The sequence below is a fragment of the Haloactinomyces albus genome (assembly GCF_031458135.1).
In the GTDB taxonomy this organism is placed as follows: domain Bacteria; phylum Actinomycetota; class Actinomycetes; order Mycobacteriales; family Pseudonocardiaceae; genus Haloactinomyces; species Haloactinomyces albus.
Genome location: NZ_JAVDXW010000001.1, coordinates 4,198,412 through 4,224,401, shown reverse-complemented (window position 1 = coordinate 4,224,401; position 25,990 = coordinate 4,198,412). Strand labels below are relative to the sequence as shown.

23 protein-coding genes are annotated in these 25,990 nt (G+C 67.5%); 12 read left to right on the top strand and 11 right to left on the bottom strand.

Going from position 1 to position 25,990, the window contains the following annotated elements; all coding sequences use genetic code 11:
* Positions 1-53: 53 nt before the first annotated feature.
* Genes JOF55_RS19890 through JOF55_RS19875 form a run of 4 tightly spaced genes read right to left on the bottom strand, consistent with a single transcriptional unit; the run spans position 54 to position 3,864 of the window.
* Positions 54-1,205: an acetyl-CoA C-acetyltransferase gene (locus JOF55_RS19890; RefSeq protein ID WP_310276532.1), complete on the bottom strand. Its 1,152-nt coding sequence runs from the start codon at positions 1,203-1,205 to the stop codon at positions 54-56.
* 20 nt (positions 1,206-1,225) lie between these two features.
* Positions 1,226-1,849 (bottom strand): TetR/AcrR family transcriptional regulator, encoded by a 624-nt coding sequence (locus JOF55_RS19885; RefSeq protein ID WP_310276529.1) that lies wholly within the window; start codon positions 1,847-1,849, stop codon positions 1,226-1,228.
* A 30-nt stretch (positions 1,850-1,879) separates the two neighbouring features.
* Positions 1,880-2,683: an SDR family oxidoreductase gene (locus JOF55_RS19880; protein ID WP_310276526.1), complete on the bottom strand. Its 804-nt coding sequence runs from the start codon at positions 2,681-2,683 to the stop codon at positions 1,880-1,882.
* On the bottom strand, positions 2,680-3,864 hold the full coding sequence (locus tag JOF55_RS19875; RefSeq protein ID WP_310276523.1) for an acyl-CoA dehydrogenase family protein: 1,185 nt from the start codon (positions 3,862-3,864) through the stop codon (positions 2,680-2,682). Before JOF55_RS19875 ends, JOF55_RS19880 begins: the two co-directional genes overlap by 4 nt.
* Positions 3,865-3,942: 78 nt before the next feature.
* On the opposite strand from JOF55_RS19875, the gene JOF55_RS19870 reads away from it, so the two are divergent.
* The 5 genes from JOF55_RS19870 to JOF55_RS19850 are packed head-to-tail and all read left to right on the top strand — an operon-like array spanning position 3,943 to position 9,718.
* A complete protein-coding gene (locus JOF55_RS19870) occupies positions 3,943-5,523 on the top strand; it encodes a FadD3 family acyl-CoA ligase (RefSeq protein ID WP_310276520.1) in 1,581 nt (526 codons plus the stop codon).
* Positions 5,523-6,416 carry an enoyl-CoA hydratase gene (locus JOF55_RS19865; protein WP_310276517.1) on the top strand — a complete coding sequence of 298 codons (894 nt, stop codon included), beginning with the start codon at positions 5,523-5,525 and terminating at the stop codon, positions 6,414-6,416. Before JOF55_RS19870 ends, JOF55_RS19865 begins: the two co-directional genes overlap by 1 nt.
* The gene (locus tag JOF55_RS19860; protein WP_310276514.1) at positions 6,416-7,603 is read left to right on the top strand and encodes an acyl-CoA dehydrogenase family protein; all 1,188 of its coding nucleotides are present in this window, start codon (positions 6,416-6,418) and stop codon (positions 7,601-7,603) included. The genes JOF55_RS19865 and JOF55_RS19860 overlap by 1 nt, the downstream gene beginning before the upstream one ends.
* On the top strand, positions 7,600-8,592 hold the full coding sequence (locus JOF55_RS19855; protein WP_310276512.1) for an acyl-CoA dehydrogenase family protein: 993 nt from the start codon (positions 7,600-7,602) through the stop codon (positions 8,590-8,592). Before JOF55_RS19860 ends, JOF55_RS19855 begins: the two co-directional genes overlap by 4 nt.
* 1 nt (position 8,593) lies before the next feature.
* Positions 8,594-9,718, top strand: coding sequence for an acyl-CoA dehydrogenase family protein (locus JOF55_RS19850; RefSeq protein WP_310276509.1), 1,125 nt, complete (start codon positions 8,594-8,596; stop codon positions 9,716-9,718).
* A 132-nt stretch (positions 9,719-9,850) separates the two neighbouring features.
* Here the strand turns inward: JOF55_RS19850 and JOF55_RS19845 are convergent, their stop codons facing one another.
* Entirely contained in the window at positions 9,851-11,659 is a 1,809-nt protein-coding gene (locus JOF55_RS19845) for an acetyl/propionyl/methylcrotonyl-CoA carboxylase subunit alpha (protein WP_310276505.1), read from the bottom strand.
* 740 nt (positions 11,660-12,399) lie between these two features.
* A complete protein-coding gene (locus JOF55_RS19840; RefSeq protein WP_310278475.1) occupies positions 12,400-13,593 on the bottom strand; it encodes a TetR/AcrR family transcriptional regulator in 1,194 nt (397 codons plus the stop codon).
* A gap of 224 nt (positions 13,594-13,817) precedes the next feature.
* On the opposite strand from JOF55_RS19840, the gene JOF55_RS19835 reads away from it, so the two are divergent.
* Both JOF55_RS19835 and JOF55_RS19830 read left to right on the top strand, forming a co-directional pair.
* Positions 13,818-14,564, top strand: coding sequence for a lipoate--protein ligase family protein (locus tag JOF55_RS19835; protein WP_310276501.1), 747 nt, complete (start codon positions 13,818-13,820; stop codon positions 14,562-14,564).
* A 404-nt stretch (positions 14,565-14,968) separates the two neighbouring features.
* Positions 14,969-16,063: an ABC transporter ATP-binding protein gene (locus tag JOF55_RS19830; RefSeq protein WP_310276498.1), complete on the top strand. Its 1,095-nt coding sequence runs from the start codon at positions 14,969-14,971 to the stop codon at positions 16,061-16,063.
* 54 nt (positions 16,064-16,117) lie between these two features.
* On the opposite strand, the gene JOF55_RS19825 is transcribed toward JOF55_RS19830, so the two are convergent.
* Both JOF55_RS19825 and JOF55_RS19820 read right to left on the bottom strand, forming a co-directional pair.
* Entirely contained in the window at positions 16,118-17,710 is a 1,593-nt protein-coding gene (locus JOF55_RS19825; RefSeq protein ID WP_310276494.1) for a glycoside hydrolase family 13 protein, read from the bottom strand.
* A gap of 94 nt (positions 17,711-17,804) precedes the next feature.
* Positions 17,805-18,842, bottom strand: a complete 1,038-nt coding sequence (locus JOF55_RS19820) for a LacI family DNA-binding transcriptional regulator (RefSeq protein WP_310276490.1) — start codon at positions 18,840-18,842, stop codon at positions 17,805-17,807.
* A 214-nt stretch (positions 18,843-19,056) separates the two neighbouring features.
* Between JOF55_RS19820 and JOF55_RS19815 the strand changes: the two genes are divergently transcribed.
* The 4 genes from JOF55_RS19815 to JOF55_RS19800 all read left to right on the top strand — a co-directional run bounded on the left by JOF55_RS19815 (position 19,057) and on the right by JOF55_RS19800 (position 23,766).
* Positions 19,057-20,310, top strand: a complete 1,254-nt coding sequence (locus tag JOF55_RS19815; RefSeq protein WP_310276487.1) for an extracellular solute-binding protein — start codon at positions 19,057-19,059, stop codon at positions 20,308-20,310.
* Positions 20,311-20,330: 20 nt separating this feature from the next.
* Entirely contained in the window at positions 20,331-21,305 is a 975-nt protein-coding gene (locus JOF55_RS19810) for a carbohydrate ABC transporter permease (RefSeq protein ID WP_310276484.1), read from the top strand.
* Positions 21,306-21,307: 2 nt separating this feature from the next.
* Positions 21,308-22,213, top strand: coding sequence for a sugar ABC transporter permease (locus tag JOF55_RS19805; RefSeq protein WP_310276481.1), 906 nt, complete (start codon positions 21,308-21,310; stop codon positions 22,211-22,213).
* A 113-nt stretch (positions 22,214-22,326) separates the two neighbouring features.
* A complete protein-coding gene (locus JOF55_RS19800) occupies positions 22,327-23,766 on the top strand; it encodes an alpha-amylase (RefSeq protein WP_310276478.1) in 1,440 nt (479 codons plus the stop codon).
* 170 nt (positions 23,767-23,936) lie between these two features.
* On the opposite strand, the gene JOF55_RS19795 is transcribed toward JOF55_RS19800, so the two are convergent.
* Complete coding sequence (locus JOF55_RS19795) at positions 23,937-24,266, bottom strand: MBL fold metallo-hydrolase (RefSeq protein ID WP_310276476.1); 330 nt, start codon at positions 24,264-24,266, stop codon at positions 23,937-23,939.
* Between the two features lies 1 nt (position 24,267).
* Here JOF55_RS19795 and JOF55_RS19790 point away from each other — a divergent pair, with 1 nt between their 5' ends.
* Positions 24,268-24,972 (top strand): sensor histidine kinase, encoded by a 705-nt coding sequence (locus tag JOF55_RS19790; protein WP_310276472.1) that lies wholly within the window; start codon positions 24,268-24,270, stop codon positions 24,970-24,972.
* A 43-nt stretch (positions 24,973-25,015) separates the two neighbouring features.
* On the opposite strand, the gene JOF55_RS19785 is transcribed toward JOF55_RS19790, so the two are convergent.
* Both JOF55_RS19785 and JOF55_RS19780 read right to left on the bottom strand, forming a co-directional pair.
* Positions 25,016-25,225: an ATP-binding cassette domain-containing protein gene (locus JOF55_RS19785; RefSeq protein ID WP_310276469.1), complete on the bottom strand. Its 210-nt coding sequence runs from the start codon at positions 25,223-25,225 to the stop codon at positions 25,016-25,018.
* Between the two features lie 271 nt (positions 25,226-25,496).
* Positions 25,497-25,883, bottom strand: a complete 387-nt coding sequence (locus JOF55_RS19780; RefSeq protein ID WP_310276466.1) for a hypothetical protein — start codon at positions 25,881-25,883, stop codon at positions 25,497-25,499.
* Positions 25,884-25,990: the final 107 nt, after the last annotated feature.

Here is a 25,990-nt window from a genome sequence, read left to right as displayed (position 1 = left end):
CAACAGGCGAGGTGGGTGCTTTCCGCGGCCGACGGCCACGAGCCGAGTCGTCGTCAGAGCCGTTCGATGATCGTGACGTTGGCCTGGCCGCCGCCCTCGCACATCGTCTGCAGGCCGTACCGGCCACCGCGACGCTCGAGCTCGTTGAGCATCGTGGTCATCAGCCGGGTTCCGGTCGCACCGATCGGGTGCCCGAGCGCGATGCCGCCGCCGTTGACGTTCACCCGCTCCAGATCCGCGCCGGTCTCCTGCGCCCACGCGAGCACGACGGAGGCAAACGCCTCGTTGACCTCGAACAGGTCGATGTCGTCGATCGACAGGCCGGTGCGCTCCAGGGCATGGCGGGTCGCCGGAATCGGGCCGGTGAGCATCCAGACCGGATCGTCGCCACGAACCGACAGGTGGTGGATCCGGGCGCGGGGGGTGAACCCGTGTTCCTGCACCGCCCGCTCCGAGGCGATCAGCATCGCCGAGGCGGCGTCACTGATCTGCGAGGCGACCGCGGCGGTGATCCGGCCGTCCTCGGCGAGCGGGTTCAGACCGGCCATCTTCTCCGGGGAGGTGTCACGGCGCGGGCCCTCGTCGGTGCCGAAGTCACCGAGCGGCTCGATCTCGGCGGCGAAGCGGCCCTCGTCGATCGCCACGATCGCGCGCTGGTGGCTGGTGTAGGCGAACTGCTCCATCTCCTCGCGCGGGACGTCCCACTTCTCGGCGATCATCTCGGCCGAGCGGAACTGCGAAATCTCCTGGTCGCCGTACCGCTTCAGCCAGCCCGGCGACTCGGCGAACGGCGTGGAGAATCCGAACCGGCTGCCCACCTCCATCGCCGATGAGATCGGGATCGCCGACATGTTCTGCACACCACCTGCGACGACGAGGTCCTGGGTCCCGGACAGCACGCCCTGCGCCGCGAAGTGGACCGCCTGCTGGCTGGAGCCGCACTGCCGGTCGATGGTCACCCCGGGCACGTGGTCGGCAAGCCCCGCCACCAGCCACGCGGTGCGCGCGATGTCACCGGCCTGGGATCCGATGGTGTCGCAGCAACCCAGGATCACGTCGTCCACGGCCGCCGGATCGGCACCCGAGCGGTTCATCAGGGCCGCCAGGGCGTGGGCGCCCAGGTCGGCCGAGTGTGTCTGCGCCAGCGCTCCGCCCCGGCGACCCACGGGGGTCCGGACGGCGTCGACGATGTAGGCCTCGGGCACGATGGCCTCCCTTTCTCGGCTCAGCCGCTCTTCTTGATCGGACGGCGCCGTGCTGCGATGCCGTCGAGGAGGATCGAGAGATACTGCTCGGCGACGTCGTGGGCGGACAGGTCACCGTCAGGGCGGTACCAGCGCACGGCGACCCAAACCGTGTCGCGGATGAAGCGGTAGACGACCTCGGCGTCGAGGTCGGGGCGGAAAGTGCCCGAACGGACACCCTCCTCGAGCAGACCGACCCAGATCCGCCGCATCCGCAGGTTGCGCTCGTTCAAGTAGCCGAACCGGTCGAACTCCACGAGGTAGGCGGCATCGTTCTGGTAGATGGCGACCTCGGAGTGGTTGTCGTGAATCGCCTCGAAGGAGATCCGGATGATCGCCTCGAACTTCGCCCGGACACCGAGGTCCGAGGACACCACCTCCTCGTACTTGCGGAACAGCTCGGTCTGAAAGGAGTCGAGGATCTCGTCGACCATCGACTCCTTCGAGTCGAAGTGGTGATAGAGGCTCCCGGACAGGATGCCCGCGGCGTCGGCGATGTCGCGCACCGTGGTGTTCCTGAACCCCCGTTGCGCGAACAGCTCGGCGGCGATCGCGAGCAGTTCCTCCCGTCGAGAGGTCTTCACGGCCTGCTGCTGTGTGCTCATCTGTGCTCCCTGTCCTGTCACACCGCCCGGTCACGCGTGCTGGCTGCTGACCGAGACCACCTCGCCGGTCATGTACGACGAGTAGTCGCCGGCCAGGAACACCATCACGTTCGCCACCTCCCACGGCTCCGCGGCACGCCCAAAAGCCTCGCGCTGCTTGAGGTCCGCAAGCAGCTCGCCGGAGGTGACCTTGGCCAGGAACGGATGCATGGCGAGGCTCGGGGCGACCGCATTGACGCGGAGTCCGTGCGGTGCGAGGTCGAGTGCCGCGCTCCGCGTCAGCGCCATCACCCCGGCCTTGGCTGCGGCGTAGTGCGCCTGGCCCTCTTGCGCCCGCCATCCGATCACGGACGCGTTGTTGAGGATCACGCCCTTCTTCCCTGCCGCGATCATCCGGTTGCTCGCGCCACGGACACAACGGAAGGTGCCGGTCAGCGTAATGTCGAGTACGCGGGACCACTGCTCGTCGGTCATCTCGGTGATCGGCGCGGTGCCGCCGAGCCCGGCGTTGTTGACCATCACGTCCACCCCGCCGAACTGCTCCGCGGTGTCGAGCAGCGCGGTGACCTGTTCCTCGGTGGTCACGTCACAGGTCACCGCGGCGACCCGGTCCTCGCCGAACTCCTCGGCGAGCAGCTCGTGCGACTCTGCGAGCCGACGCTCGTGCGTGTCACCGAGCACGACGGCATGGGCATCCTCCTCGAGGCAGCGGCGAACCATGGACGCGCCGATGCCGGCTCCGGCGGCGGCGGTGACCACGACGGTCCTGCCGCGCAGTAACCCATGGCCGGGGACGTAGTCGGGAGTGGGCTGCTCGGTGCGAGTGGTGGTCACGGTCGTGGCTCCCGGGGTAGGCCGAGCACGCGCTCGGAGATGATGTTGCGCTGAATCTCGTTCGAGCCGCCGTAGATGGTATCGGCTCGAGCGAACAAAAAGAGTCGTTGCCAGGGGTCGAGGTCGTACGGCGGCGCGTCGGCCACCAGGGACGGTGCCCCCGCGACCTCCATCGCGAGCTCGCCGAGGGAGCGGTGCCAGGTGGCCCACACGAGCTTGGCGATCGACGCCGCAGGTCCCTCGTCGGCCCCGGTCGAAGACCCGGCCAACGTGCGCAGCGCGTTGAGGCGCATGACCTCGAGGCCCATCCGGGCGCGCACGAGTCCGTCGCGGATCACGGGGTCCTCGATCGCGCCGTTTTCGTGCGCCATCGCCACCACGCCGTCGAGCTCGCGGCGGAAACCGACCTGCTGGCCGATCGTCGAGACGCCCCGCTCGAATCCGAGCGTGGCCATCGCGACCTTCCAGCCCTCGCCGGGCTCCCCCACAACCAGGGAGGCATCGGTGCGGGCGCCGTCGAAGAAGATTTCGTTGAACTCGGAGGTGCCGGTCAGCTGGTCGATCGGGCGCACCTCGACACCCGGCTGGTCCATGGGCACGAGCAGGTAGGACAGGCCCGCATGCCGTTTCGAATCCGGCTCGGTGCGCGCGACGACGAAGCACCAGTCGGCGACATGGGCGAGCGAGGTCCACACTTTCTGACCGTCGAGTATCCAGCTGTCCCCCTCGAGGCGAGCCCGGGTCGACACCGACGCCAGGTCCGATCCGGCGCCCGGCTCGGAGTAGCCCTGGCACCAGAGCTCGGTGACGTTGCGGATACCCGGCAGGAACCGCTGCTTCTGCTCCTCGGTGCCGTAAGCGATCAGCGTCGGCCCGAGCAGCTCCTCGCCGATGTGGCCGACTCGGGCGGGCGCGTTCGCCTTGGCGTACTCCTCGTGAAAGATCACCTTCTGGATGAGGCCGAGTCCGCGTCCACCGTGTCCCTCGGGCCAGCCCAGGCAGGTCCAGCCAGCGGCGGCCAGGTGACGGTCCCAGGCGACGCGCTCGTCGAAGGCCTCGTGCTCACGGCCGGGTCCGCCGCGTCCGCGCAGGCCGGCGAAGTCACCGGAGAGGTTCTCCTCGAGCCAAGTCCGAATCTCGTTGCGAACGGCCTCGTCCTCGGCGGAGTGGGTCAGGTCCATGAGAGCTCCGGGTCTGGTGGAATCGACATGCGTATACTAACCTAGCAAGCACTTGGTTGATAGGGTGCAGGAGGCGAAATGCAGGCAGAGCGGCAGACTCTTCCGGGTGTGCTGCGTGCGGCGGCGAAGGAGTACGCCACCCGTGAGGCCATCGTCGACGGCGACCTCAGCCTCACCTACGGCGAGCTCCACGAGCAGGTGCGCCGCACGGCCGCAGCGCTGATCGGCCTGGGACTGGGGAAGGACGACCGGGTGTGCCTCTGGGCACCGAACTCCTGGCGCTGGGAGGTGCTCGCACTCGCGGTGACCTACGCCGGTGGGACGCTGGTCCCGGTCAACACCCGCTACACCGGGCCCGAGGCGGTCGACATGGTCGCCCGCACCCGCGCCAAGGTCGTCGCCGTCGCGGACGGCTTCCTCGGCCGCAGACAGTACGACGAGCTCGCTGCCGCAGCCGAGGCCGAGGACCACGAGCTGCCGAACGTACTGCTGCTGCCCTACGATGCGAGCACGGCCGGCGGCGAAGGCATCGTACCCTGGGAGGGCCTGGACTGGTCGGCCGCAGCGGTGGACGAGGCCACAGTGGAGCGCCGGGCCGACGAGGTCACGCCCGACGACGTGGCCGACATCCTGTTCACCTCGGGCACTTCCGGCCGTAGCAAGGGTGCCCGCTCCGCGCACCGGCAGGTCGTCTCCGTGGCAGCCGCATGGCGCGAGTGCGGCCAGGTCACGGCAGCGGATCGTTACCTCGTGGTCAATCCGTTCTTCCACAGCTTCGGCTACAAATGCGGCATCGTCGTGGGCCTGCTGGCCGGAGCGACCGTGGCACCGCAAGCGGTCTTCGATGTCACCGAGACCTTCCGACTGGTCGAGAAGGAACGGATCAGCGTCCTGCCGGGCGCCCCGGCGATCCACCAGGCGATGCTCGAGTCACCCGAGCGGAAGAAGCACGACCTGTCCTCCCTGCGGCTGGCCGTCACCGGCGCGGCAACCGTGCCGGTCGCGCTCGTGGAGCGCATGCAGTCCGAGATGGGCTTCGACACGGTACTCACCGCCTACGGGCTCACCGAGGCCGTGGTCGCGACCATGTGCCGCCCGGGCGACGAGGACACCCGGGTGGCGAACACCTGTGGCCGTGCCGCCGCGGGGCTGGAAGTGCGCATCGCAAAGCCCGGCGGCAATGAACCACCGCCTGCGGACGAGGAGGGTGAAATCCTGCTTCGCGGCGAGAACGTGATGCTCGACTACCTCGACGATCCCGAGGCCACCGCCGAGGCGATCGACGAGGACGGCTGGCTGCACACCGGCGACGTCGGTCGACTCGACCAGGACGGATACCTCAGGATCACCGACCGACTCAAGGACGTGTTCATCGTCGGCGGCTTCAACGTCTATCCGGCCGAGGTGGAACAGGCTCTCGCCCGCCTCGACGGCGTGCTCGAGTCGGCTGTCGTGGGTGTCCCCGACCACCGGCTCGGAGAGGTCGGCCATGCCTTCGTCGTACGACGGGTGGGGGCGGACCTCGACGAGGACGCCGTCCTCGCCCACGCCCGGGAACGCCTGGCGAACTTCAAGGTGCCGCGCGGCGTCACCTTCGTCGACGACCTGCCCCGCAACCCCTCGGGCAAGGTACTCAAACGTGAGCTGAGGAGCAGCTGATGACCGAGAGCACACAGTCCATGGACGGGACCGGCTCCGAGCAGGAGGTCGTCACCTACGAACGTCGCGGCCCGGTTGCGGTGGTGACGTTGAACCGTCCGGAGTACCGCAACGCGCAGAACTCCGCGATGACCTACGCCCTCGACGCCGCATTCACCCGTGCAGTCGACGACGACGAGGTGAAGGCGATCGTGCTGTCGGGCAACGGCAAGCACTTCTGCGCAGGCCACGACATCGCCACGCCCGATCGCGATGTGGACCGGACCTTCGACCGCAAGTCCGTGATCTGGTGGGACCACACCGACAAGGAAGGCGGCGACTTTCGCTTCGCCCGCGAGTCCGAGGTCTACCTCGGGATGTGCAGGCGGTGGCGGGAGATCCCCAAGCCGATGATCGCGATGGTGCACGGCGCGTGCATCGCCGGTGGCCTGATGCTGGCCTGGTCGTGTGACTTCATCGTCGCCTCCGACGACGCGTTCTTCTCCGACCCCGTGCTGAAGATGGGCATCCCCGGTGTGGAGTACTTCGCCCATCCCTGGGTGATGAATCCGCGTGCGGCCAAGGAGTTCCTGTTCACCGGCGACCGGTTTACCGCGCAGCGGGCCCACGAACTCGGCATGGTCAACCACGTCGTACCGGGTGCGGAGCTGGAGACGAGCACGCTGGCGATGGCGGAGCGGATCAGCGCGATGCCGCGCTTCGGGCTGGCGCTGACCAAGAAGGCGGTGAACCAGGCCGAGGACCTGCAAGGCATGCGCACCGGCATGGACTCGGTGTTCGGGCTGCACCACTTCGCGCACGCCCACAACGCCGAGGCGGGCAAGGACTCACTGGCGGGCATGGACGCCCGGTCGATGCGGGACTCCGCACAGTCCGCCGAGGGGAGACAGTGATGAACCTCGACTTCGACGAGATCGACCTGGCCTTCCGGGCACAAGCACGCGCTTGGCTCGCGGAGAACGTCCCCAGCACACCGCTGCCGTCGATGGACACCGCCGAGGGGTTCGCCGCGCACAAGGAGTGGGAGGCGCTGCTGGCCGAGCATCGCTGGTCGGTCGTCTCGTGGCCGAGGGAGTACCACGGCAGGGCGGCATCCTTGCTGCAGTGGGTGATCTTCGAGGAGGAGTACTACCGCAGCGGCGCACCCGGAAGGGTGAGCCAGAACGGGCTCTTCCTGCTCGCCCCGATCCTGTTCGAGCACGGCACCAAGGAGCAGCAGGACCGGTTCCTGCCCTCGATGGCGACCGGGGAAGAGGTGTGGGCCCAGGCATGGTCGGAAGCGGAGGCAGGCAGCGACCTGGCATCGATCCGATCGACCGCCGTCCGTGACGACACCCGCGGCGGGTGGGTACTCAACGGCCAGAAGACCTGGTCATCGCGGGCGGTGTTCGCGGACTGGAGCTTCGGGCTGTTCCGCTCCAACCCCTCCGCACAGCGGCATCGCGGCCTGACCTACTTCCTGTTCCCCCTCGACGCTCCCGGTATCACCGTACGGCCGATCGCACAGCTGGGCGGCGAACCCGGATTCGCGGAAATCTTCCTCGACGACGTGTTCGTACCGGACAGCGACGTGCTCGGTGCCCCCGACGACGGGTGGCGAGTGGCGATGAGCACCGCAGGCAACGAACGTGGTCTCTCGCTGCGCTCACCCGGCCGGTTCTGTGCCGCGGCGGATCGGCTGGCCGAGCTGTGGACCCGTCAGGCAGAAAGCAAGCACGCCCGCGGTAGGGCGGAGGGCGCGGCAGCGGACCGGGTCGTCGACACGTGGATCGCCGCGCAGGCCTACCGCGCCTACACCTGGGGCACGGTCACCCGGCTCGCCGCCGGAGAGGAGATGGGCGCCGCAGGCAGCGTCAACAAGATCTTCTGGTCCGAGCTCGACATCGCCCTCCACGAGACCGCGCTCGACCTGCTCGGGCCGGAATCCGAACTCCGCGGCGACAATGCTCCCGACGGCGGACGGTGGGCCGACGGATACCTGTTCTCGCTCGCAGGCCCCATCTATGCAGGCACCAACGAGATCCAGCGCAACATCGTCGCCGAGCGCGTTCTCGGCCTGCCGAAGGAGGCGCGCCGATGAGATTCGCCCTCACCGAGGAGCAGCGGGGCTTCGCGGAAGTCCTCGACGATCTGCTCGCCGCCTCGAACACACCACAGGTGGTGCGGAGCTGGGCCCACGGTGACCACGACGCCGGCCTGAAGCTGTGGCAGCGGCTCACCGAGCTCGGCGTCAGCGGGCTGCTGGCACCCGAGGAGCAGGGCGGCCTGGACGCCGACGCAGTCGACCTCACCGTGGCCTTCGAGGCGCTCGGCAGGCACGCCGTCCCCGGGCCCTGGGTGGAATCGGCGGCGCTGCTGCCTGCACTGCTGCGCGGCACCGACCAGGACGAGTTCCTCGCAGGCATCGCCTCGGGCGGGAACCTCGCCACCGCCCTGGTCACCGACATGGGCAGCCACGCGCTCGACGCCGACGTCGCCACGCACCGCTTCGTGCTGCACGGCACCACCTTGTACGGCGGTGTTGCCGGTGCGGTTCACCGCTCGGTGGATCCGGCGCGCAGGCTGTGCCCCGTCGAGGCCGGGGCCGAGGTCGTCGACCTTGCCGAAGCGACGACCGTGCGGGCGGTCGATACCGCAGTGCTCGCCTGCTCGGCACAGCTGCTGGGCGCGGGTGAGCACCTGCTGCGCGCAGCGGTGGACCACGCCAGGTCCCGCAAGCAGTTCGGACGAGCGATCGGCGAGTACCAGGCGCTCAAGCATGCCCTGGCCGACATCCGCGTGGCACTCGACTTCGCCCGCCCCTTGGTCCACGTCGCCGCTCTCGCCCTGCGCGAAGGCTCCTCGGATGCGCGCCGCGACGTATCCGCGGCCAAGGTCGCTGCCGGTGACGCCGCCTACACCGCGGCTCGCACCGCGCTCCAGGTGCACGGAGCCATCGGATACACCGAGGAGTACGACCTGGGCCTCTGGATCACCAAGGTCCGCGCTCTCGTGACGGCGTGGGGCACCCCGGCGCTGCACCGCGCGCGTGTGCACGAGGCGATCACCCGCCGACCGGTGGAGGTCTGACATGATGTTCACGCCGAGTGCGGAGCAGGCGGAACTCGCCACGATGGTGCGCGACCTGTTGCGCAAGCGGTCGGACTCCGCTGCGGTCCGCACTGCGGTCGCACAACCCAAGGGGTACGACGAGTCCCTGTGGTCGGTGCTGTGCGAGCAGGTCGGCGTGGCTGCGCTCGCGATCCCCGAGAAGTACGGCGGGGCCGGGTTCACGCTCTCCGAAACCCACGTGGTGCTCGAGGAGCTCGGTGCTGCGCTCACCCCCTCTCCCCTGCTCGGATCAGCCGTACTCGCGGCGCAGGCCGTCCTGCTCTCCGGTGACGAGACCACCTGTGCCGAGCTGCTGCCGGGAATCGCCTCGGGCAAGTCGGTGGCGGCGCTCGTCTGGGCCGGTCCCGACGGGAGCTGGTCGACCGGGTCGCTGCCGGTCACCGCGAAACAGCAGGACGGCGGCTGGGTGCTGGACGGCACCGGGGCGTTCGTCCTCGATGGTGACCACGCCGACGTCCTGCTCGTCCTGGCATCGATCGATTCAAGGCCCGCACTGTTCCGTGTCGACCCGGCACAGCACGGCGTGCACCGTGCTCCCTCGCCGACGATGGACCAGACCTTGCGGCTGACGGTGATCGACCTCGACGGGGCCGAGGCCACGCTCGTGTCGGCGGATGCCGACGTCTTCCTGCCGACGCTGCGGGACATCGCCTGCAGCGCGGAAGCAGCGATGCAGGTCGGCGCGGCGCAGCGGTGCCTGGACATGACAGTGGCGTATACGAAGGAGCGGCGGCAATTCGGCCGCCCGATCGGCTCATTCCAGGCACTCAAGCACCGGATGGCGGACATGCTCGTCGAGGTGGAGACCGCCCGGTCGGCAGCATGGGCGGCGGCGCAGTCGGCCGCGCAGCGGGACGAGGACCTGCCGGCCCGCGCCGCACTCGCGAAGGCGTGGTGCTCGGAAGCGTTCAACACGGTTGCCGCCGAGACCATCCAGTTGCACGGCGGGATCGCGATCACCTGGGAGCACGACGCGCACCTGTACTTCAAGCGCGCCCACGCCACCGCCCAGCTCTTCGGTCGGCCGCACGAGCACCGGGCTCGCCTCCAGGACCTCTACGGCCTGCTCCCCACCTCAACCTGAGGAGATCCACCGAACTCGAACGCGACGGAAACTTCGACGTCGGTGACCGGGACATCGAGCATGGTCGCCGCCAGATCCCGGGCCATGGCGCGGGCTTCGGAAACGCTGCACCCTTGAGTTGTTCCGCCCGGGTCAGTCTTTGATGTCGCAGAGGGTGGTGCCTTGGCTGACGGAGTCGCCGGGTTGGGTTTTCAGGCCGGTGATGGTGCCGGTTTTGTGGGCGGTGACGGGGTTTTCCATTTTCATGGCTTCCAGTACCAGGATTTGGTCGCCGGTGTCGACGTGGTCGCCGTCGTCGACGGTCAGAGTGATGACGGTGCCCTGCATGGGGGCGGTGACCGCGTCGCCGGAGGCCGCTGCCGCGCCGCCGCTGCTGCGCCTGCGGGGTTTGGCCGGGGCCGCGGAGCCACCACCGGCCGGGGCGGCCAGGTCGGCGGGCAGGGACACCTGCAGGCGCCGCCCGTCGACTTCGACGGTGACCTGCCTGCGGGGCTCGGTCTCGGCCGGCTCGGCCGCGCCGGGGTGCGGGGCGATGGTGTTGGCGAACTCGGTTTCGATCCAGCGGGTGTGCACGGTGAAACTCTCGGCGCCGTGCTCGGCGGCAAAGGCCGGGTCCGCCACGATGGCACGGTGAAACGGCAGCACGGTGGCCAGCCCCTCCACGGTCATCTCCGCCAGCACCCGCGCCGACCGCTGCAGCGCCTGGGCCCGGCTGTCGCCGGTGACGATGACCTTGGCCAGCAGCGAGTCGAACTGGCCGCCGATAACGCTGCCGGTCTCCACCCCGGCATCGATGCGCACCCCCGGCCCGGCCGGCCAGTCCAACCGGGTCACCGCCCCCGGCGTGGGCAGGAAGTTACGCCCGGCGTCCTCACCGTTGATGCGGAACTCGATGGCATGCCCCCGGGCGGGCGGATCGGCCGTCACCGCCAGCGGGCGCCCCTCGGCGATGGCGAACTGCTCACGAACCAGATCCAGCCCGGTGGTTTCCTCACTGACCGGATGCTCGACCTGCAACCGGGTATTGACCTCCAAAAACGAGATCGTGCCATCAGCGCCGACCAAAAACTCCACCGTACCGGCCCCGTGATAACCGGCCTCGACACAAATCGCCCGCGCGGCCTCATGAATGGTGCCACGCTGCTGCTCGGTCAAAAACGGCGCCGGAGCCTCCTCGACCAACTTCTGATGCCGCCGCTGCAACGAACAATCCCGCGTACCGACCACCACCACCCGGCCATGCACATCGGCCAACACCTGGGCCTCCACATGCCGCGGCCGGTCCAGATACCGCTCCACGAAACACTCACCCCGGCCGAAGGCCCCCTCGGCCTCCCGCACCGCCGAATCGAACAACTCCGGAATCTCGGCCACACTCCGAGCCACCTTCAACCCCCGGCCACCCCCACCAAAGGCCGCCTTGATCGCCACCGGCAACCCGTACTGCTCGGCAAAGGCCACCACCTCCGCCGACCCGGCCACCGGCTCCCGCGTGCCCGGCACCAACGGCGCCCCCGCAGCAGTGGCAATATGCCGCGCGGTGACCTTGTCCCCCAGATCCCGAATCGCCTGCGGCGACGGACCGATCCACACCAACCCCGCCGCCAACACCGCCTCGGCGAACTCGGCATTCTCCGACAAAAACCCATACCCCGGATGCACCGCATCCGCCCCCGACCGGCAAGCCACCTCCACAATCTTGCCGATATCCAGATAACTCTCCGCCGCCGTGGCCCCACCCAACGCAAACGCCTCATCAGCCAACCGCACGAACGGCGCCCCCGCATCCGGCTCGGCATACACCGCCACACTGGCCATGCCCGCATCCGCACACGCACGCACCACCCGCACCGCAATCTCACCACGATTCGCCACCAACACCTTGCGCAACCGCGCAGCCGAACCATCCGCGGTACTCGTGGCGTTCTGGTCACCGGTCATCTCGACCAAGGTTCCTCGCTCTCTCACTCGCTGTTGCGGCCACGCGCTGGTGGCCGATCCTCGGATACGGTGCGGACGTGACCTTTCCGGAAACGGCACCGACCTAGCCGCGTCTTCTGCTCTCCTCGTGCGTGGACCGAAGCCAGCGGCTGACACCGGCGTGGGAACCGGCCGGTATCGCCTCGCGGGCATCCCGAGGGCGACCAAGCGCGGCCTGATAGCACGGGCGGCACACAACGCCGATCGGGCGGATGCGCGGTTGACCGTCCGGCAAGTACAGCCCGGATTCGGCAATCTCCTGACACCGGCCTACATGTCCTGCCTGATTGCACAAGCAGCTACACAGTGAGTTCATCACACCTCTCCTTCCGGCTTCACTCGCCGTGCACGAACGACCCGGTCGAGGCGGAGCGATCTCCTCCGGATCCTCGTCGACTCTTCGTGCCGTGTGCCTATGGCCGCAGGGTGGGCCACACCGTTGGTTACGCAACTGGTTACGCAACCACACAATGCGCCGCCGGGACCCGCACATCGGTGCTGAACGCCCGAGGAATCGCCTCAGCCACCGCCGCGAAGCTCACTGCCGAACAGTAGCCGCAGCAACCGTGCCCGTCAATATGCAAGTGACTCGACACTAGGATCAATCACTGCATACACCCACTATTACCTGGGAATTTACTCATTAGGTGAATAGCGAATAGGCCCGTATCGCCGCAATGGAGTCAACGTGGCCGGAGCGGTCACGAGGTGGCACCGGACGACTCGGGGCCGTCAGGGCATGGCCGGGCAGGCACGTCGAACAGCAACGACCGACCGACCCCGACGACCGCATCGATGTCGCGCAAGGACCCGGTCCGCGCCATGTCGTTGGCGACGGTCAGTGCTGCGTGCACAAGGATGCCCGCGGCCGACTCGTCGAGTTCCGGACGAGCCTCGCGCAGTAGGGCCACCCACTCGGTCACGTACTCACGCTGGATCTGACGCGCCCGGTGACGCTCCGAGCCAGGCAGATGGTCGACTTCACCAACCAGAATGTCGATAAACCCGCTGTCCTCGGAAACGAACCCGGCATACGACCGCATCAGTGCACCGAGCGCATCGACAGCATCGTGCGCGCCGGCCAACGTCCGTTCGAGCTCGACCTCCAACCACGCCTCTCCCCGCGTGATCACGCTCGCGAGGAGGTCCTGCTTGCTGGCAAAGTGGCTGTACACGCTGGGACCGGTAATACCGACCGCAGCACCGATGTCCTCGATGGTCACTGCCGCGTACCCACGCTCGGCGAACAACCGCGTCGCCGCCGACAGCAGCAGTCCGCGCCGGGCCACGCGATGCCGGGCCACGTTCTCCGAGACCGCACCTGCCTCGTTCGCAGTGGAACGGGACGCGAGCACGGGCCGCTCGATGATCGCCCGAACCATCTCGGTCAGCAGCACCTCGAAATCGGCTCTCGGCAGATCCAGGCGGTGATACGACGGGCTGGTCACCGTACTGAACAGGCACCACCCCCGAAAACGGGCGTCCTCCGCGCCGAGCCCGGCATGACAGGCACGCGTAAGATCGCCTAGCCCCGAAGCGACACGGCGCAGTGCTTCCTTGAGTTCCTCCCGAGCCTGCCCGGTGACGTTGCGCGCTTCCCGCTGCCAAAGCACACCGAGTCGACGATGCTCGAGAGCCATCGTGGCCAAGCGCACCACCACACGGTCGGCATTCTCGGCGTGCACACCATCCAGCAGCTCAACAAACGGGCGCAGCTCACCGAGCACCGCACGCACCAGCAGTTGTTGCTTACCGTCGACATGGCGGTACAGCGCCGACGGCCGGACGCCGACTTCCTCGGCGATGTCACTCATACCGACCTGGGTATAGCCCTGCCGATGAAACAACTCCGACGCTGCCGCCGTGATGAGGTCCCGACGATTGCGCGGCCGCACGGCCCGACCGGAATCGCTCCCGCTGCTCGTCCTCGCCACTACCTCGTCCTCTGCTCGGTCCGCACGCGGCGCACTCGCCACGCACCAGTGACCACCACCGCCCTGTACGGTCGAGGGTATTCACCGTGAGGTGTTTCCGGTTGGGCAGACACTTCACACACGCACATCGACGTCGACGGGTTCAACGGCAGCGAAGCCGAAACCACCCTGAGGAGGCCGGGCCCGTGGACCTGCATCGCGGCGCACTCGAGACGAACACGGACCAAGCACTCGAGGTGGCCGTGGCACACGCGCTCGTGCGCCGGGCAGGACAGAGCGAGTCGGGCCCGGTTCTTCGGGTGTATCGCCCCACGGCCCCGGTGGTGGCCTTCGGTCGGCGCGACACCCGGCGGCCCGGGTTCGACGCAGCGGTCGAGGTCGTCAACAAGGCCGGATTCACGCCGGTCCTGCGCGCTCCGGGTGGCCGCGCCGTCGCCTACACCGAAGACTCCCTCATCGTCGACCACATCGACACCGATCCCGAGGCACTGTCCGGAATGGACGACCGGTTCAGCGGCTACGCGGACCTGTGGACCGAGGTGCTGCGCGCACACGGCGTGGACGCGCGCACCGGAGCCGTACCGGGTGAGTACTGCCCCGGCGCCTACAGCGTCAACGCACGAGGGCATGTGAAGCTCGTCGGCACCGCACAACGGATTCTCCGCCGTGCGTGGTTGTTCAGCGCAGTGGCCATCGTCGATGGTGCCGACGTGCTGCGGCCGCTGCTCGCCGAGGTCTACGACGCGCTCGGGCTGCCGTTCGACGGTGACTCGGTCGGCTCGATACGCACCGAAGCACCAGCACTGACCCTGGACTCCCTCGAAGGAGCCGTCCTCGACGCCTACGATCACCGCTTCGGTTTGACCCCGGTCGCCCTCGACGAAAACGTCCTCACCACCGCACGGGAACTGGCCGACAACCATCGGCTCTAGAGATCCCGCGGCCGAAGGCTGGTGACTCGCTGCGACGATGCGGCTGCCTCAGCGATCCAAACGTCACATCCGACGTACGGATAACTGGTGTTCGCCCTTATCGGCAGACCGACGATCCGTGCGATCGATCGTGGCGAATCGCCACCGTTCGGTGAGTTCGGCCGAGACGGCGCAGCGTACTACACGGCAAAACACCTATACCCCCGAACCCCGCACAAGCACCCCGTACCAGGAATCCGCGCGGGGAAATCCGCACCGAATAATTTCGTGACTCGACGGCGCATTCCCACGTACAATCTTGAACGATACCGCAACATCTTCGGCGGTAGTCGCGACGAAGCGGCCGTTCACCTCTGGAAACCCGAAACCCCCTGGACAGGGGCCGAGCAGAACGGAAGAAAAGCATGGCCGAAGTCAGCTACGTCGACGCCTCACGGGTCTATCCGGGCACCCCACCGGTCCGGGCGGTGGGTTCCTTGAACCTGGACGTCGACGACGGTGAATTCCTCGTCCTGGTAGGACCTTCTGGATCGGGCAAATCCACGGCGCTGCGGATGCTCGCCGGTTTGGAGGACGTCGACGAAGGATCCATCCACATCGGGCCTTCCGACGTGACGCAGAAGCCGCCCAAAGGGCGTGATATCGCGATGGTTTTCCAGTCCTATGCGCTGTACCCGCACATGACGGTTGCCGAGAACATGGGATTCGCGCTCAAGTTACGCAAGACGCCCAAGGAGGTAATTCGGCGCAAGGTCACCGAGGCCGCGGATCTGCTGGACCTACAGGATTACCTCGATCGCAAACCCAAAGCCCTCTCCGGTGGCCAGCGCCAGCGGGTGGCGATGGGTCGGGCGATCGTGCGCGACCCGAGCGTGTTTCTCATGGACGAGCCACTGTCCAACCTGGATGCCAAGCTCCGGGTGGAAACACGGGCCAATATCGCAGCACTGCAGAAGAAGCTGGGTACGACCACCGTCTACGTCACTCACGACCAGGTCGAGGCGATGACGATGGGCGACCGGGTGGCGGTACTGGCCGACGGGGCACTCCAGCAGGTCGCAACACCGCGCGAGCTCTACGACAACCCCGCCAACGCGTTCGTCGCCGGATTCATCGGCACCCCCGCGATGAACCTGGAAACCGTGCCGCTGACCGCCGAAGGTGCGGTTCTGGGCGGGCACACCGTTCCGCTGGCCCGCCATAACCTCGACGCCGCCGCGGGGCTCGACACGGTCACCTTCGGTGTGCGCCCGGAGGCTCTGCACCTCGTCTCGGATGCCGAGGACGGTCTGCAGATGACCGTCGACCTCGTCGAGGAACTCGGTGCCGACGCGCTCGTGCACGGTTCCGTCGACGTCGAGGGCAGCCCGCGACGCTTCGTGGTCCGTGTCGACGGGCGCAAGCCACCCGCGATCGGTCAGAGCGTGACCCTGGCTGTGCGCGACCTCGACGAGATCCGCCTGTTCCACCCCGACACCGGCGCCCGACTGGGAGCCTGAAATGACGTGGCTCCGGGGGCATCTTCCCGCCCCCGGAGCCACTCACTACATCGATTACGACCGGTCGAGCCAGACAGCGGTCTCGCCGGGCAGTACCACCCGCCCATCGGCGGCCTCGACCGGGCCACTCGCGCACAGCACTCGCCCCGGCACTTCCAGCTCCACCGGATCCGCGCCGAAGTTCATGGCGAGAGCAAAACCGGGATCACGGGTGAAAGCGAGGACATCGTCGGGAGTGCTGAGCCACCGCATCGTGCCGTCACCGAGCGCGGCGTGTTCTCGGCGGAGGGCCAGCGCGTGCTGGTACAGGCGCAGCGTCGAGCCGTCGGTGTCGCGTTGCACGGCGACCGACATCGATTCCCAGCTCTCCGGCACAGGCAGCCAGCTGGCGACCGAATCCGCGGGTCCGAACCCGAAAGGTGCCTGCGCGCCCTCCCACGGAATCGGGATACGGCAGCCGTCCCGACCGGGGTCGGTGCCCCCCGATCGCGTCCAGATCGGATCCTGGCGCACCTCGTCCGGCAGATCCACCACCTCGGAAAGTCCCAGCTCCTCGCCCTGGTAGATGTAGACCGAGCCGGGCAGTGCCAGGGTCAACAGCGCTGCAGCGCGCGCCCGCCGCAGCCCCTGCTCGCCGTCGCCGTAACGAGTCACCGGACGCTGCACGTCGTGGTTGCCCAGAACCCAGGTCGTCGTCGCGCCCACAGCACCGGTGGCCTGCATCGAAGCGTCCACCACGCCGCGGAAGAGCTTCGCCGACCACTCCGATTCCAGCAGGGCGAAATTGAACGCCTGGTGCAGCTCGTCCGGGCGAACATAGCGGGCCAGCCGCTCACTGGTGGACGCCCACGCCTCGGCGACACCGATCCGCGCGCCCGGGTAGGAGTCGAGCAGCTTGCGCCACTCCCGGTAGATCTCGTGCACCTCATCCTGGTCGAAGTACGGCAAATCGCCGTGTCCGAGCAGCCCGATCTGGTGCTCCATGCCGGTATCGGGCAGTTCGGGATGCTTGATCATGCCGTGCGCGACGTCGATGCGGAACCCGTCGACACCGCGGTCCAGCCAGAACCGCAGGATGTCGGCGAATGCGGAACGCACCTCGGGGTTGCGCCAGTTGAGGTCGGGCTGCTCGGGGCTGAACAGGTGCAGGTACCACTGGCCGTCGTCGACCCGAGTCCAAGCGGGACCACCGAAGATCGACTCCCAGTCGTTCGGGGGCAGCTCACCGTTCTCCCCGCGCCCGTCCCGGAACATGTACCAGTCCCGCGCGGGATCGCCGGGCGGTGCCCCCAGCGCCGCTCGAAACCATGCGTGCTGCTCCGAAGTATGGTTGGGCACGATGTCGACGAGTACACGCACCCCCGACCGGTGCGCCTCGTCGAGCAGCGCGTCGAAATCCCGCACGGTGCCGAACAAGGGATCCACGCCTTGGTAGTCGGCCACGTCGTAGCCCCCGTCGGCCATCGGTGACGGGTAGAACGGCGTCAGCCACACCGCGTCCACGCCGAGCTCCACCAGGTGCGACAACCGGGAACGAACACCGGCGAGGTCGCCGACCCCATCGCCGTCGGTATCGGCGAAACTGCGCACGTAGACCTGGTAGATCACGGCCTCGCGCCACCACTCGTCGGTCACGCTGCTGGTCATGCCACTCCTCCTCTGCTTGATGCCTAGTCGGCGGGAACGTGTCGGCGTTCCGGGGAATCATCCGGAGCCCTGCTGAATGCCCGGTGTACCGGCGTCAGCTGCGGGGTGCTGCCGTGGACTCCCGGACGACGAGGCTCGGACGGAAGACCCGGCTGTAGGTCTCCGATGCACGGTCGGGTTGATCGGGGGCCAGACGCTGCAGGAGCTCGTCGATCGCGGCGCGTGCCATCTCCTCGATCGGCTGTGCCAGCGTCGTCAACGCCGGGGAACAGTACGAGGCGAGCGGAATGTCGTCGAAACCCACGACCGAGATGTCCGAGGGCACCGACAGGCCACGGCTGTGCACCTCCCGCATCGCACCCAGTGCCATGTGATCGGAGGAGCAGATGACCGCAGTCGGCCCTGCGGTATCGAGCAGACGCCCCATGGCCTCCGTCCCACCGGCCGGGCCGAACGGCGCATGCGCGACCAGTGACGCTGCCGGGGCACATCCGAACTCCTCCAGGGCCGCCGCCCATCCCGCCTTCTTCAGGCGTGAGGGCAGCGAGTGTGCCGGGCCGCAGACGAAACCGATCCGCCGGTGCCCCAACTCGAGCAGATGCCGAGTCGCGGTGTAGCCGGCGAGCTGTTCGTCGACGGCCACGTCCGGCACCTCCAGAGAGGGAGCACCGCCGTTGACGAAGACCATCTGCACGCCATCTGCCAGCAGCCTGTCGTAGTATCCGCTCGCCGGGGGCGGATGCTCCCCGGCGGGTTCGACATTGGCGACCTCGGGCGAGACGAACACCATGCCCTCGACCCCTCGAGCGAGAAGCATCCGCACGTACTCCTCCTCGGTCATCGCCGCGGTGGTGTTGCACAGCAGCGAGGCGTAGCCGGAGCGGGACGCACGAGTTTCCAGCGCTTCGGCGAAAGCCGGAAAGACCGGGTTGGACAGTTCCGGCACCAGCAGCCCGATCACGCCGGTACGCCGCAGCGCCCCCATACCGCGGGCGGTGTGCGGCATCTCGGTGAGCGCGGCCAGCACTCGTTGCCGGGTCTCCTCGTTGACCCCGGCCCGGCGATTGAGCACTCTGCTCACCGTCGAGACGCTCACTCCGGACACCCGCGCGATCTCGGACAGGCCCGCCATCGATCGGCCCCTCCCCTGCTCATTGCTGTCGTGATGATCCTGCACGAGATCGAAAATTTTTGCAACGCTTACTCCGCCACTCAGCGGTATTTCACCCGATTTTCACCGAAAGTCTTGACTCCTCCCCGGCATCAGGTATGAACTTCGCGGCAATCAATAGCAAAAACTTGCAACGACTTGCAGGACGGGTCGAGAGCACGGAAGGGACGGCAGCATGAAACGAGCGAAGATCCTGAGAGCCGCAGCGCTCGGAGTGGTCGGCGCGCTCACACTCACCGCGTGCGGCGGAGCAGGCGGCGTGGGCAACTCGAACAAGGTCGTCTTCTGGGACACCAGCGGTCCCAGCGAACACCCCGTGTTCGAGAAACTGGCCCGGGACTGCGCGCGTCAGGGCGGATACCAGGTCGAGGTCGAGACCGTGGCCTTCGACCAGGCGCTGAACAACTTCAAGACCGCCGCCCAGGGCGGTCAGGGGCCGGACGTGCTGCGCGCCGAAGTCGCCTGGGTCGCCCAGCTCGCCAACAACGGGCTGATCAAGGACCTCTCGGAAACCCGGCTGGCCAAGAACACCTCCGACTTCCTCGACGTGGCACTCGCCTCGACCAAGTTCGAGGGCAAGACCTACGCCGTCCCGCAGGTCACCGATACGCTCGCGCTCTACTACAACAAGCGGAAACTCGCCGAGGCAGGTGTGCAGCCCCCCGAGACCTGGGAGGAACTCAAGGAGATCGCACCGAAGCTCGGCGGTCGCAACGCCTTTTTCCTCAACAACGACGGCTATTACGCGCTGCCCTTCGTCTACAGCACCGGCGGCAGCCTCGTCGACGCCGAGTCGAAGACGATCACGGTGAACTCACGGCAAAGCGTGCAGGGGGTGCGCATCGCCAAGGACCTGCTCGATGCCGGCGCCGCGCAAACAGCGCTCGACCGCAAGAACTCCTACAACAACATGAAGACCGCTTTCACCTCCGGCCGGGTCGCGATGGTCATCGACGGCCCCTGGGCCGCTGCCGGCTTCCTGGAATCGGAGGCCTTCAGCGATCCGAACAACCTCGGGATCGCCCCCGTACCCGGCCCCACCACCGCCGAGGGCAACAGCCCCGTCGGCGGGCACAACTACGTCATTCGGCAAGGAACCGACGCCGACGAGGCATCGACCAAGTTCATCGAGTGCATGAGCAGCGCACAGTCGCAGGCCACCATCGCCGCCGAACTGGGCTTGCTGCCCACCCGCGAATCGGTCTACGACAGCCCCGAGGTCGCTGCCAACCCCATCGTCTCGGCCTTCGCACCGATCCTCGAAACCGCCCACGAACGCGCCTGGATTCCTGCCGGTGACGCCCTGTTCGACCCGCTGAACACCGGCTACGCCCAGCTGCTCGCCGGTCAAAAGACAGCACAAGAGGCCATGGACCAGGTCGCCAAGACCTACAGCGACGTCGTCGTCCCCGACTACACGAAGAAATGACCGGGCTGGAGGGCAGCGATATGACTGTCACCGCCGAACGCGGGCGCACCGCGACGGCTCCTGCCCGGAGCCGCCGCCTGCGCGCCGTGCTCACCAAGCACTGGTACGCCTACGCGATGGCTCTGCCGGTCGTCGTGGTGGTGGGACTGCTGGTGTTGTTCCCGCTGCTGCAGGGGCTGTACTTCACCTTCACCGACATCAACGCGAACAACATCGGCAATCCCGTCCTGGACCGCGAGGCCTCCTACGAGTTCGTCGGGCTGCGCAACTACCTCAACGTGCTCTCCGGCGACGCCTCCTACGGCGCGTTCTGGGCCACCCTGGCACGAACTCTCGTGTGGACCTTCGTGTGCGTTTTCCTGCACTACACGGTCGGTCTGGTACTGGCGATGCTGCTCAACCGCCAGGTGCGGTTTCGTGGCCTGTACCGGGTGATGCTGATCCTGCCGTGGGCGGTGCCGATGTTCATCAGCGCCTTCGCCTGGCGATTTCTGTTCAACTCGCAGTACGGCCTGATCAACTGGCTGCTCGAACTGGTGGGGTTGCCTCCGCAGGTGTGGCTGGGCCAGTCCTGGCTGGCCCTGGCCTCGGTGATCGTGGTCAACGTCTGGTTGGGCGTGCCGTTCATGATGGTGGCCCTGCTCGGTGGTCTGCAGTCCATCCCCTCCGACCTCTACGAGGCGGCCGAGATGGACGGGGCCAGTGCCTGGCAACGATTCCGCCACGTGACCCTGCCCGGGCTGCGTCCGGTGTCGGCGACCGTGGTGCTGCTCGGCGTGATCTGGACGTTCAACATGTTCCCGGTGATCTACCTGATCACGGGGCAAAATCCGCACACCCGGATCCTGATCACCTACGCCTTCGAACGGTTCTTCTCCGGGGCCACCCGCGACTACGCGATCGCCTCGACCTACGGCGTGCTGATCCTGTCGGTCCTGCTGGTGTTCGCCACCGTCTACCGGCGCGTGCTGCGCGCCCAGGGTGAGGAGCTGTAGAAGTGACTCTCGACGCGACTTCCCTGCGATCCTCCGCCCCGGCCACACAACCCGTGCGCGGCCGGGGCAGGGGCCACCGTTCCCCGCTCGCCGCCATCGGCCTGCACGCAGCACTGATCACCTCCTCGGTGATCGCGGTGTTCCCGGTGTTCTGGGTGGCGGTGACCTCGTTCAAACCCGATTCCAAGGCGATCGAGGCGACACCCAGCCTGTTCAACGAGTCCGGCCTGCAGAACTACCGCGACATCCTCACCGGTCAACGAGGTCCGTTTTTGACCTGGTTCGGCAATTCGGTGCTCATCGCCGCGGCGACCACCGTGCTCGCGGTGTTGCTGGCCGCCAGCACCGCCTACGCCGCAAGCCGGTTCCGGTTCCCGGGCCGGGGCAAGCTGATGCTGTCGTTTCTGATCATCCAGATGTTCCCGTTCGCGGTCCTGATCGTGCCGCTGTACAACCTGCTGCTCAAGCTCGGCCTGCAGGGCAGTTGGTTCGGCCTTGTGCTGGTGTACTGCAGCACCGCGATCCCGTTCTGCACCTACATGCTCAAGGGCTACTTCGATTCGATCCCGGCCGACATCGACGAGGCCGGGCGGGTCGACGGGCTGAACCCGTTCGGCGTGTTCTGGCGGCTCGTGCTGCCCTTGGCCAAGCCGGGGCTGGCCGTCACCGGGTTCTACGCATTCATCATCGCCTGGAGTGAGGTCGCCTTCGCCTCGGCGTTCCTGTCGGCCTCCGACGAGTCGAAGACCCTCGCGGTCGGACTGCAACTGTTCGTGCAGCAGAACCGTGCCGAGTGGGGGCACCTCTCGGCGGCCTCGATACTGGTGGCGATCCCCGCGGTGGTCGTCTTCTACGTCGTGCAGCGGTTCCTGGTGTCCGGTCTCTCCGCAGGCAGTGTCAAGGGGTGAGGTCCGTCCCTGCCCGTTGAGGCCCGCCCGTGCGGTCGGTCCCGGCCGCCCCACTCCGCCCGCGGTCGCACTGCGCCGCGGTTTGTCGACCCGGAACGAACGGAGGATCAACCATGCGATTACGAGCGCTGGCGGTCGCCGCGGCCGCCACTCTCGCAACCGTCACCGCCCCGGCCGCCGTGGCCGGGGCACAACCAGCCGCACCGGACGGTAAGGACGTCATCGTTCAGCTCTTCCAGTGGAACTGGGACTCGGTGGCCCGCGAGTGCACCGACGTGCTCGGCCCGAAGGGCTACGGCGCGGTGCAGGTGTCCCCGCCGCAGGAACACGTGGTGCTGCCTGCGGCAGGACACCCGTGGTGGCAGGACTACCAGCCGGTCAGCTACCGGCTCGGCACCCGCCGGGGTGACCGGCAGGCATTCGAGTCCATGGTGGACACCTGCCACGCCGCCGGGGTGAAGGTCTACGCCGATGCCGTCATCAACCACATGACCGGACAGAACAGCTCGGGCACCGGGAGTGCGGGGTCGCAGTACTCGCACTACGAGTACCCGGGGCTCTACGGTTACGACGACTTCCACCACTGCGGACGCAACGGCGACGACGACATCGAGAACTACCAGGACCGCTACGAGGTGCAGAACTGCGAGCTGGTCAACCTCGCCGACCTGGCGACCGGCAGCACCCGGGTGCAGGAGCGGATCGCAGGCTACCTCGACGACCTGCTCGCACTGGGCGTGGACGGTTTCCGCATCGACGCCGCCAAGCACATGCCTGCGGCGGACATCGCCGCGATCAAGGCCGAGCTCACCGAACCGGCCTACCTCTACCAGGAGGTGATCCACGGCGCGGGCGAACCGATCACACCCGAGGAGTACACCGGCAACGGCGACGTCACCGAATTCCGCTACGGCCGCGACCTGGCCAAGATCTTCGACCACGAGAAGCTCGCCTACCTGCGGACCTTCGCCTCGGTGCTGCCCTCGGAACAGGCCGTGGTGTTCACCGACAACCACGACACCCAGCGGCACAGCGACGTGCTGACCCATCAGGACGGTCGAACCCACGAGCTGGCGAACGCCTTCATGCTGGCCTGGACCTACGGCACACCACGGGTGATGAGCAGCTACACCTTCTCCGATCCCGACGCGGGCCCGCCCGCCGACAGCTCCGGCATCACCGAGGACACCGACTGCTCCTCGGCGGCCTGGCAGTGCGAGCACCGGCAGCCACGGATCGCCAACATGGTCGAGTTCCACAACGTCGTTCAGGGCACCTCGGTGAACCGGTGGTGGGACAACGGCAACGACGCCATCGCGTTCGGCCGCGGCGATCGCGGGTACCTCGTCCTCAACGGCGAGAACTCGGCGTTGACCGGCCGCTCGTTCCACACCTCCCTGCCTGCGGGAACCTACTGCGACGTCTTCCACGGCGAGGTCACCGGCACGGGGTGCACGGGCCCGACCTACACCGTCGACGACAACGGCTGGTTCCGCGCCGATATCGCCGCCCAGGACGGCGTGGCACTACACATCGGCGCGAAGGTGAGCTGAGGACTCACCAGCCGACGAGCCCGCACCGGTGCGTCCTGGCGCTGGTGCGGGTCAGGCCGGGGTGGATGTGGCGGGCGGACTTGCCACTGCGCTCGCCACCTACCCCTACTCCACAGCGGGTGGGCGGAGTGCGAAATCGTGATCACGCAAGCACTATCCGCTGCAGGTCCTCACCGACGGTCACCTCGCCGTCGTAGCCGTTTTTTCGCCCATTTCGCCCACAGGGCAGTGTCCAGCGGCGTGTGCCCGAGATCGCCGATGTGGGTAAGCACCAGTCTTCGGTCCTGGCTGCGTTGGGCGATGGGACCGACCTTCTGCGCCTCCACATGAGATTCGAGCATGTGATCGCGGACCGCCGCCGGATAGTTGCTTCCCCCGAGGTTGAACGCCTCGTGCAGCAGGGCGTCGCCGCCGTGGGCGAGCCAGGGGATGTTGTCGGTGTAGGCGGTGTCGCCGGAGAAGGTGACCGCGCCGCTGTTCGCGCTCGGTGGTGCGGTCACGATGATCGCTCCGTACCTGCTGGCGGGCTATCCGTACGGCCCGATCCAACTGTGCATGGTCGTGGCCATGTTCGAGGTAGCCAGGCTCCACACATTGGCCAGATCGCTGATGGCCTGCGACGTGGCCACCGCGGTGATCAGCGCGGCCGTGATCTCTCGGCTGCTCAACCAGGTCGGCATGGCCGGTCTGATGCTTGTCCTCTGGGCGAGCTGGCTGATCATTCCCTGGTCTCTGGGAGCTCTGGCGCATGTACGGGCCGCGGCGATGCAGCGCATGCACCGGGATCTCGCCGCCCGAGCTGCCCTGGAAGAGCGGATGCGAATCGCCAAAGAGGTACACGACATCGCCGGGCACGGTTTCTCGGCGGTCGCGATGCAGGCCGGGGTCGCGCTGCTGGTGTTCGACGAGCAGCCCGACCAGGCCAGAAAATCTCTGGATGCGATCCAAACGACCAGCACCAAATGCCGATTGATCCGGGAGGCCCGGTCGGGATCCACGTTCAGATACAACGTGCCGTCCCGCACCGTGACCTTGTCCGCTCCCAGCAGCTCCTCCACCTGTACGCGCGCCCGCTCCAACGGTTCCGCCGCGACACGCAGAACGCCGAGGCCGCGAAGTTCACTCACGGTGCCCTGGCGCAACAACGTGCCCTCGGAGATCACACCAAGACGATCGCAGACCTGCTGGACCTCACCGAGCAAGTGACTGGACAGCAGCACGGTCTGCCCACCGGTGCCCAACCGCCGGATCAGCATCCGCATGTCGGCCATCCCGAGGTCGGCCGGATCAGGCCGAGCAGGATGCGCAGCGTGGTGGTCTTGCCCGCCCCGTTGGGGCCCAGAAAACCGTAGACCTCACCTCGGCGCACCTGCAGCGCGACGTTGTCGATCGCATGACGCCGCCCGCAGCGCTTCGTCAGGCCAGTCGCTTCGACCAGTAGCTCACTCACATCGCCCATCGTCCTTCCACGACAGCCGCGCGGTCGTCAGTGCGTGCGCGGCTTCGACGGTGCGCAATTCTGCGCAGGGACTCCGACACCGGGTCGCAAGCTTCTCATCCTCCGGGACACCTTCCCCGCCGAAACGTGAGCACCGGTCCCGCGTGGTCTCACGCGGACGCTGACGGCCTTTCTCGGCTGACCACGTCCGAGCGGCCCGTCACCCCGTCGGTGCGGATCGATCGTGCCTGCCACGGCGGTCGCTCGTGCGCGGGTCTGCGACACGGCCACCTCAGGCTCGAGCAGGCGATTTGCGGTAGTTGACTCGGATGGCGATCACTCCGGCGACGAACGCGGTGAGCACACCCAGCAACTGCACCCAACTGCCGATAAGCACACTCGTCCCGTCCGCACCGAACAGATTGGGCACCGAACCACTGATCACGAATCCGACGATGACGAACAGCACGCCGAACGCTCCTATCCCCGGCGCCCAGCGCCACGGCGCGAACGCGACAACGGCGGTCATCGCCAGCAGGATCCATATGTCCGGTGGGAGGATGGCGGTGAACGGGAACTCGACTCCGGAGCTCCACAAGATGCCGATCCCGGTAGCGCCTGCCAGGAGACCGACAACTGTCGCCACTCGTGGCACAGATCGCGCTTGCTGTGCACTCATTGCTGTTCTCCTTGTACTCTCAAGGCTCACATGACCTCTCGGCGATACAGGGTTTCGCGCCCGGACAGGTCACGGGGAACACCGGCGACTCGACGAGCAAACCGGTT

Bases quoted from the DNA above. Each gene is read 5' to 3' on its own strand.
- JOF55_RS19885 (WP_310276529.1), bottom strand. From the start codon at position 1,849: ATGAGCACACAGCAGCAGGCCGTGAAGACCTCTCGACGGGAGGAACTG.
- JOF55_RS19875 (WP_310276523.1), bottom strand. From the start codon at position 3,864: ATGGACCTGACCCACTCCGCCGAGGACGAGGCCGTTCGCAACGAGATT.
- JOF55_RS19870 (WP_310276520.1), top strand. From the start codon at position 3,943: ATGCAGGCAGAGCGGCAGACTCTTCCGGGTGTGCTGCGTGCGGCGGCG.
- JOF55_RS19865 (WP_310276517.1), top strand. From the start codon at position 5,523: ATGACCGAGAGCACACAGTCCATGGACGGGACCGGCTCCGAGCAGGAG.
- JOF55_RS19860 (WP_310276514.1), top strand. From the start codon at position 6,416: ATGAACCTCGACTTCGACGAGATCGACCTGGCCTTCCGGGCACAAGCA.
- JOF55_RS19855 (WP_310276512.1), top strand. From the start codon at position 7,600: ATGAGATTCGCCCTCACCGAGGAGCAGCGGGGCTTCGCGGAAGTCCTC.
- JOF55_RS19850 (WP_310276509.1), top strand. From the start codon at position 8,594: ATGATGTTCACGCCGAGTGCGGAGCAGGCGGAACTCGCCACGATGGTG.
- JOF55_RS19845 (WP_310276505.1), bottom strand. From the start codon at position 11,659: ATGACCGGTGACCAGAACGCCACGAGTACCGCGGATGGTTCGGCTGCG.
- JOF55_RS19830 (WP_310276498.1), top strand. From the start codon at position 14,969: ATGGCCGAAGTCAGCTACGTCGACGCCTCACGGGTCTATCCGGGCACC.
- JOF55_RS19825 (WP_310276494.1), bottom strand. From the start codon at position 17,710: ATGACCAGCAGCGTGACCGACGAGTGGTGGCGCGAGGCCGTGATCTAC.
- JOF55_RS19820 (WP_310276490.1), bottom strand. From the start codon at position 18,842: ATGGCGGGCCTGTCCGAGATCGCGCGGGTGTCCGGAGTGAGCGTCTCG.
- JOF55_RS19815 (WP_310276487.1), top strand. From the start codon at position 19,057: ATGAAACGAGCGAAGATCCTGAGAGCCGCAGCGCTCGGAGTGGTCGGC.
- JOF55_RS19810 (WP_310276484.1), top strand. From the start codon at position 20,331: ATGACTGTCACCGCCGAACGCGGGCGCACCGCGACGGCTCCTGCCCGG.
- JOF55_RS19800 (WP_310276478.1), top strand. From the start codon at position 22,327: ATGCGATTACGAGCGCTGGCGGTCGCCGCGGCCGCCACTCTCGCAACC.
- JOF55_RS19790 (WP_310276472.1), top strand. From the start codon at position 24,268: ATGATCGCTCCGTACCTGCTGGCGGGCTATCCGTACGGCCCGATCCAA.
- JOF55_RS19785 (WP_310276469.1), bottom strand. From the start codon at position 25,225: ATGGGCGATGTGAGTGAGCTACTGGTCGAAGCGACTGGCCTGACGAAG.
- JOF55_RS19780 (WP_310276466.1), bottom strand. From the start codon at position 25,883: ATGAGTGCACAGCAAGCGCGATCTGTGCCACGAGTGGCGACAGTTGTC.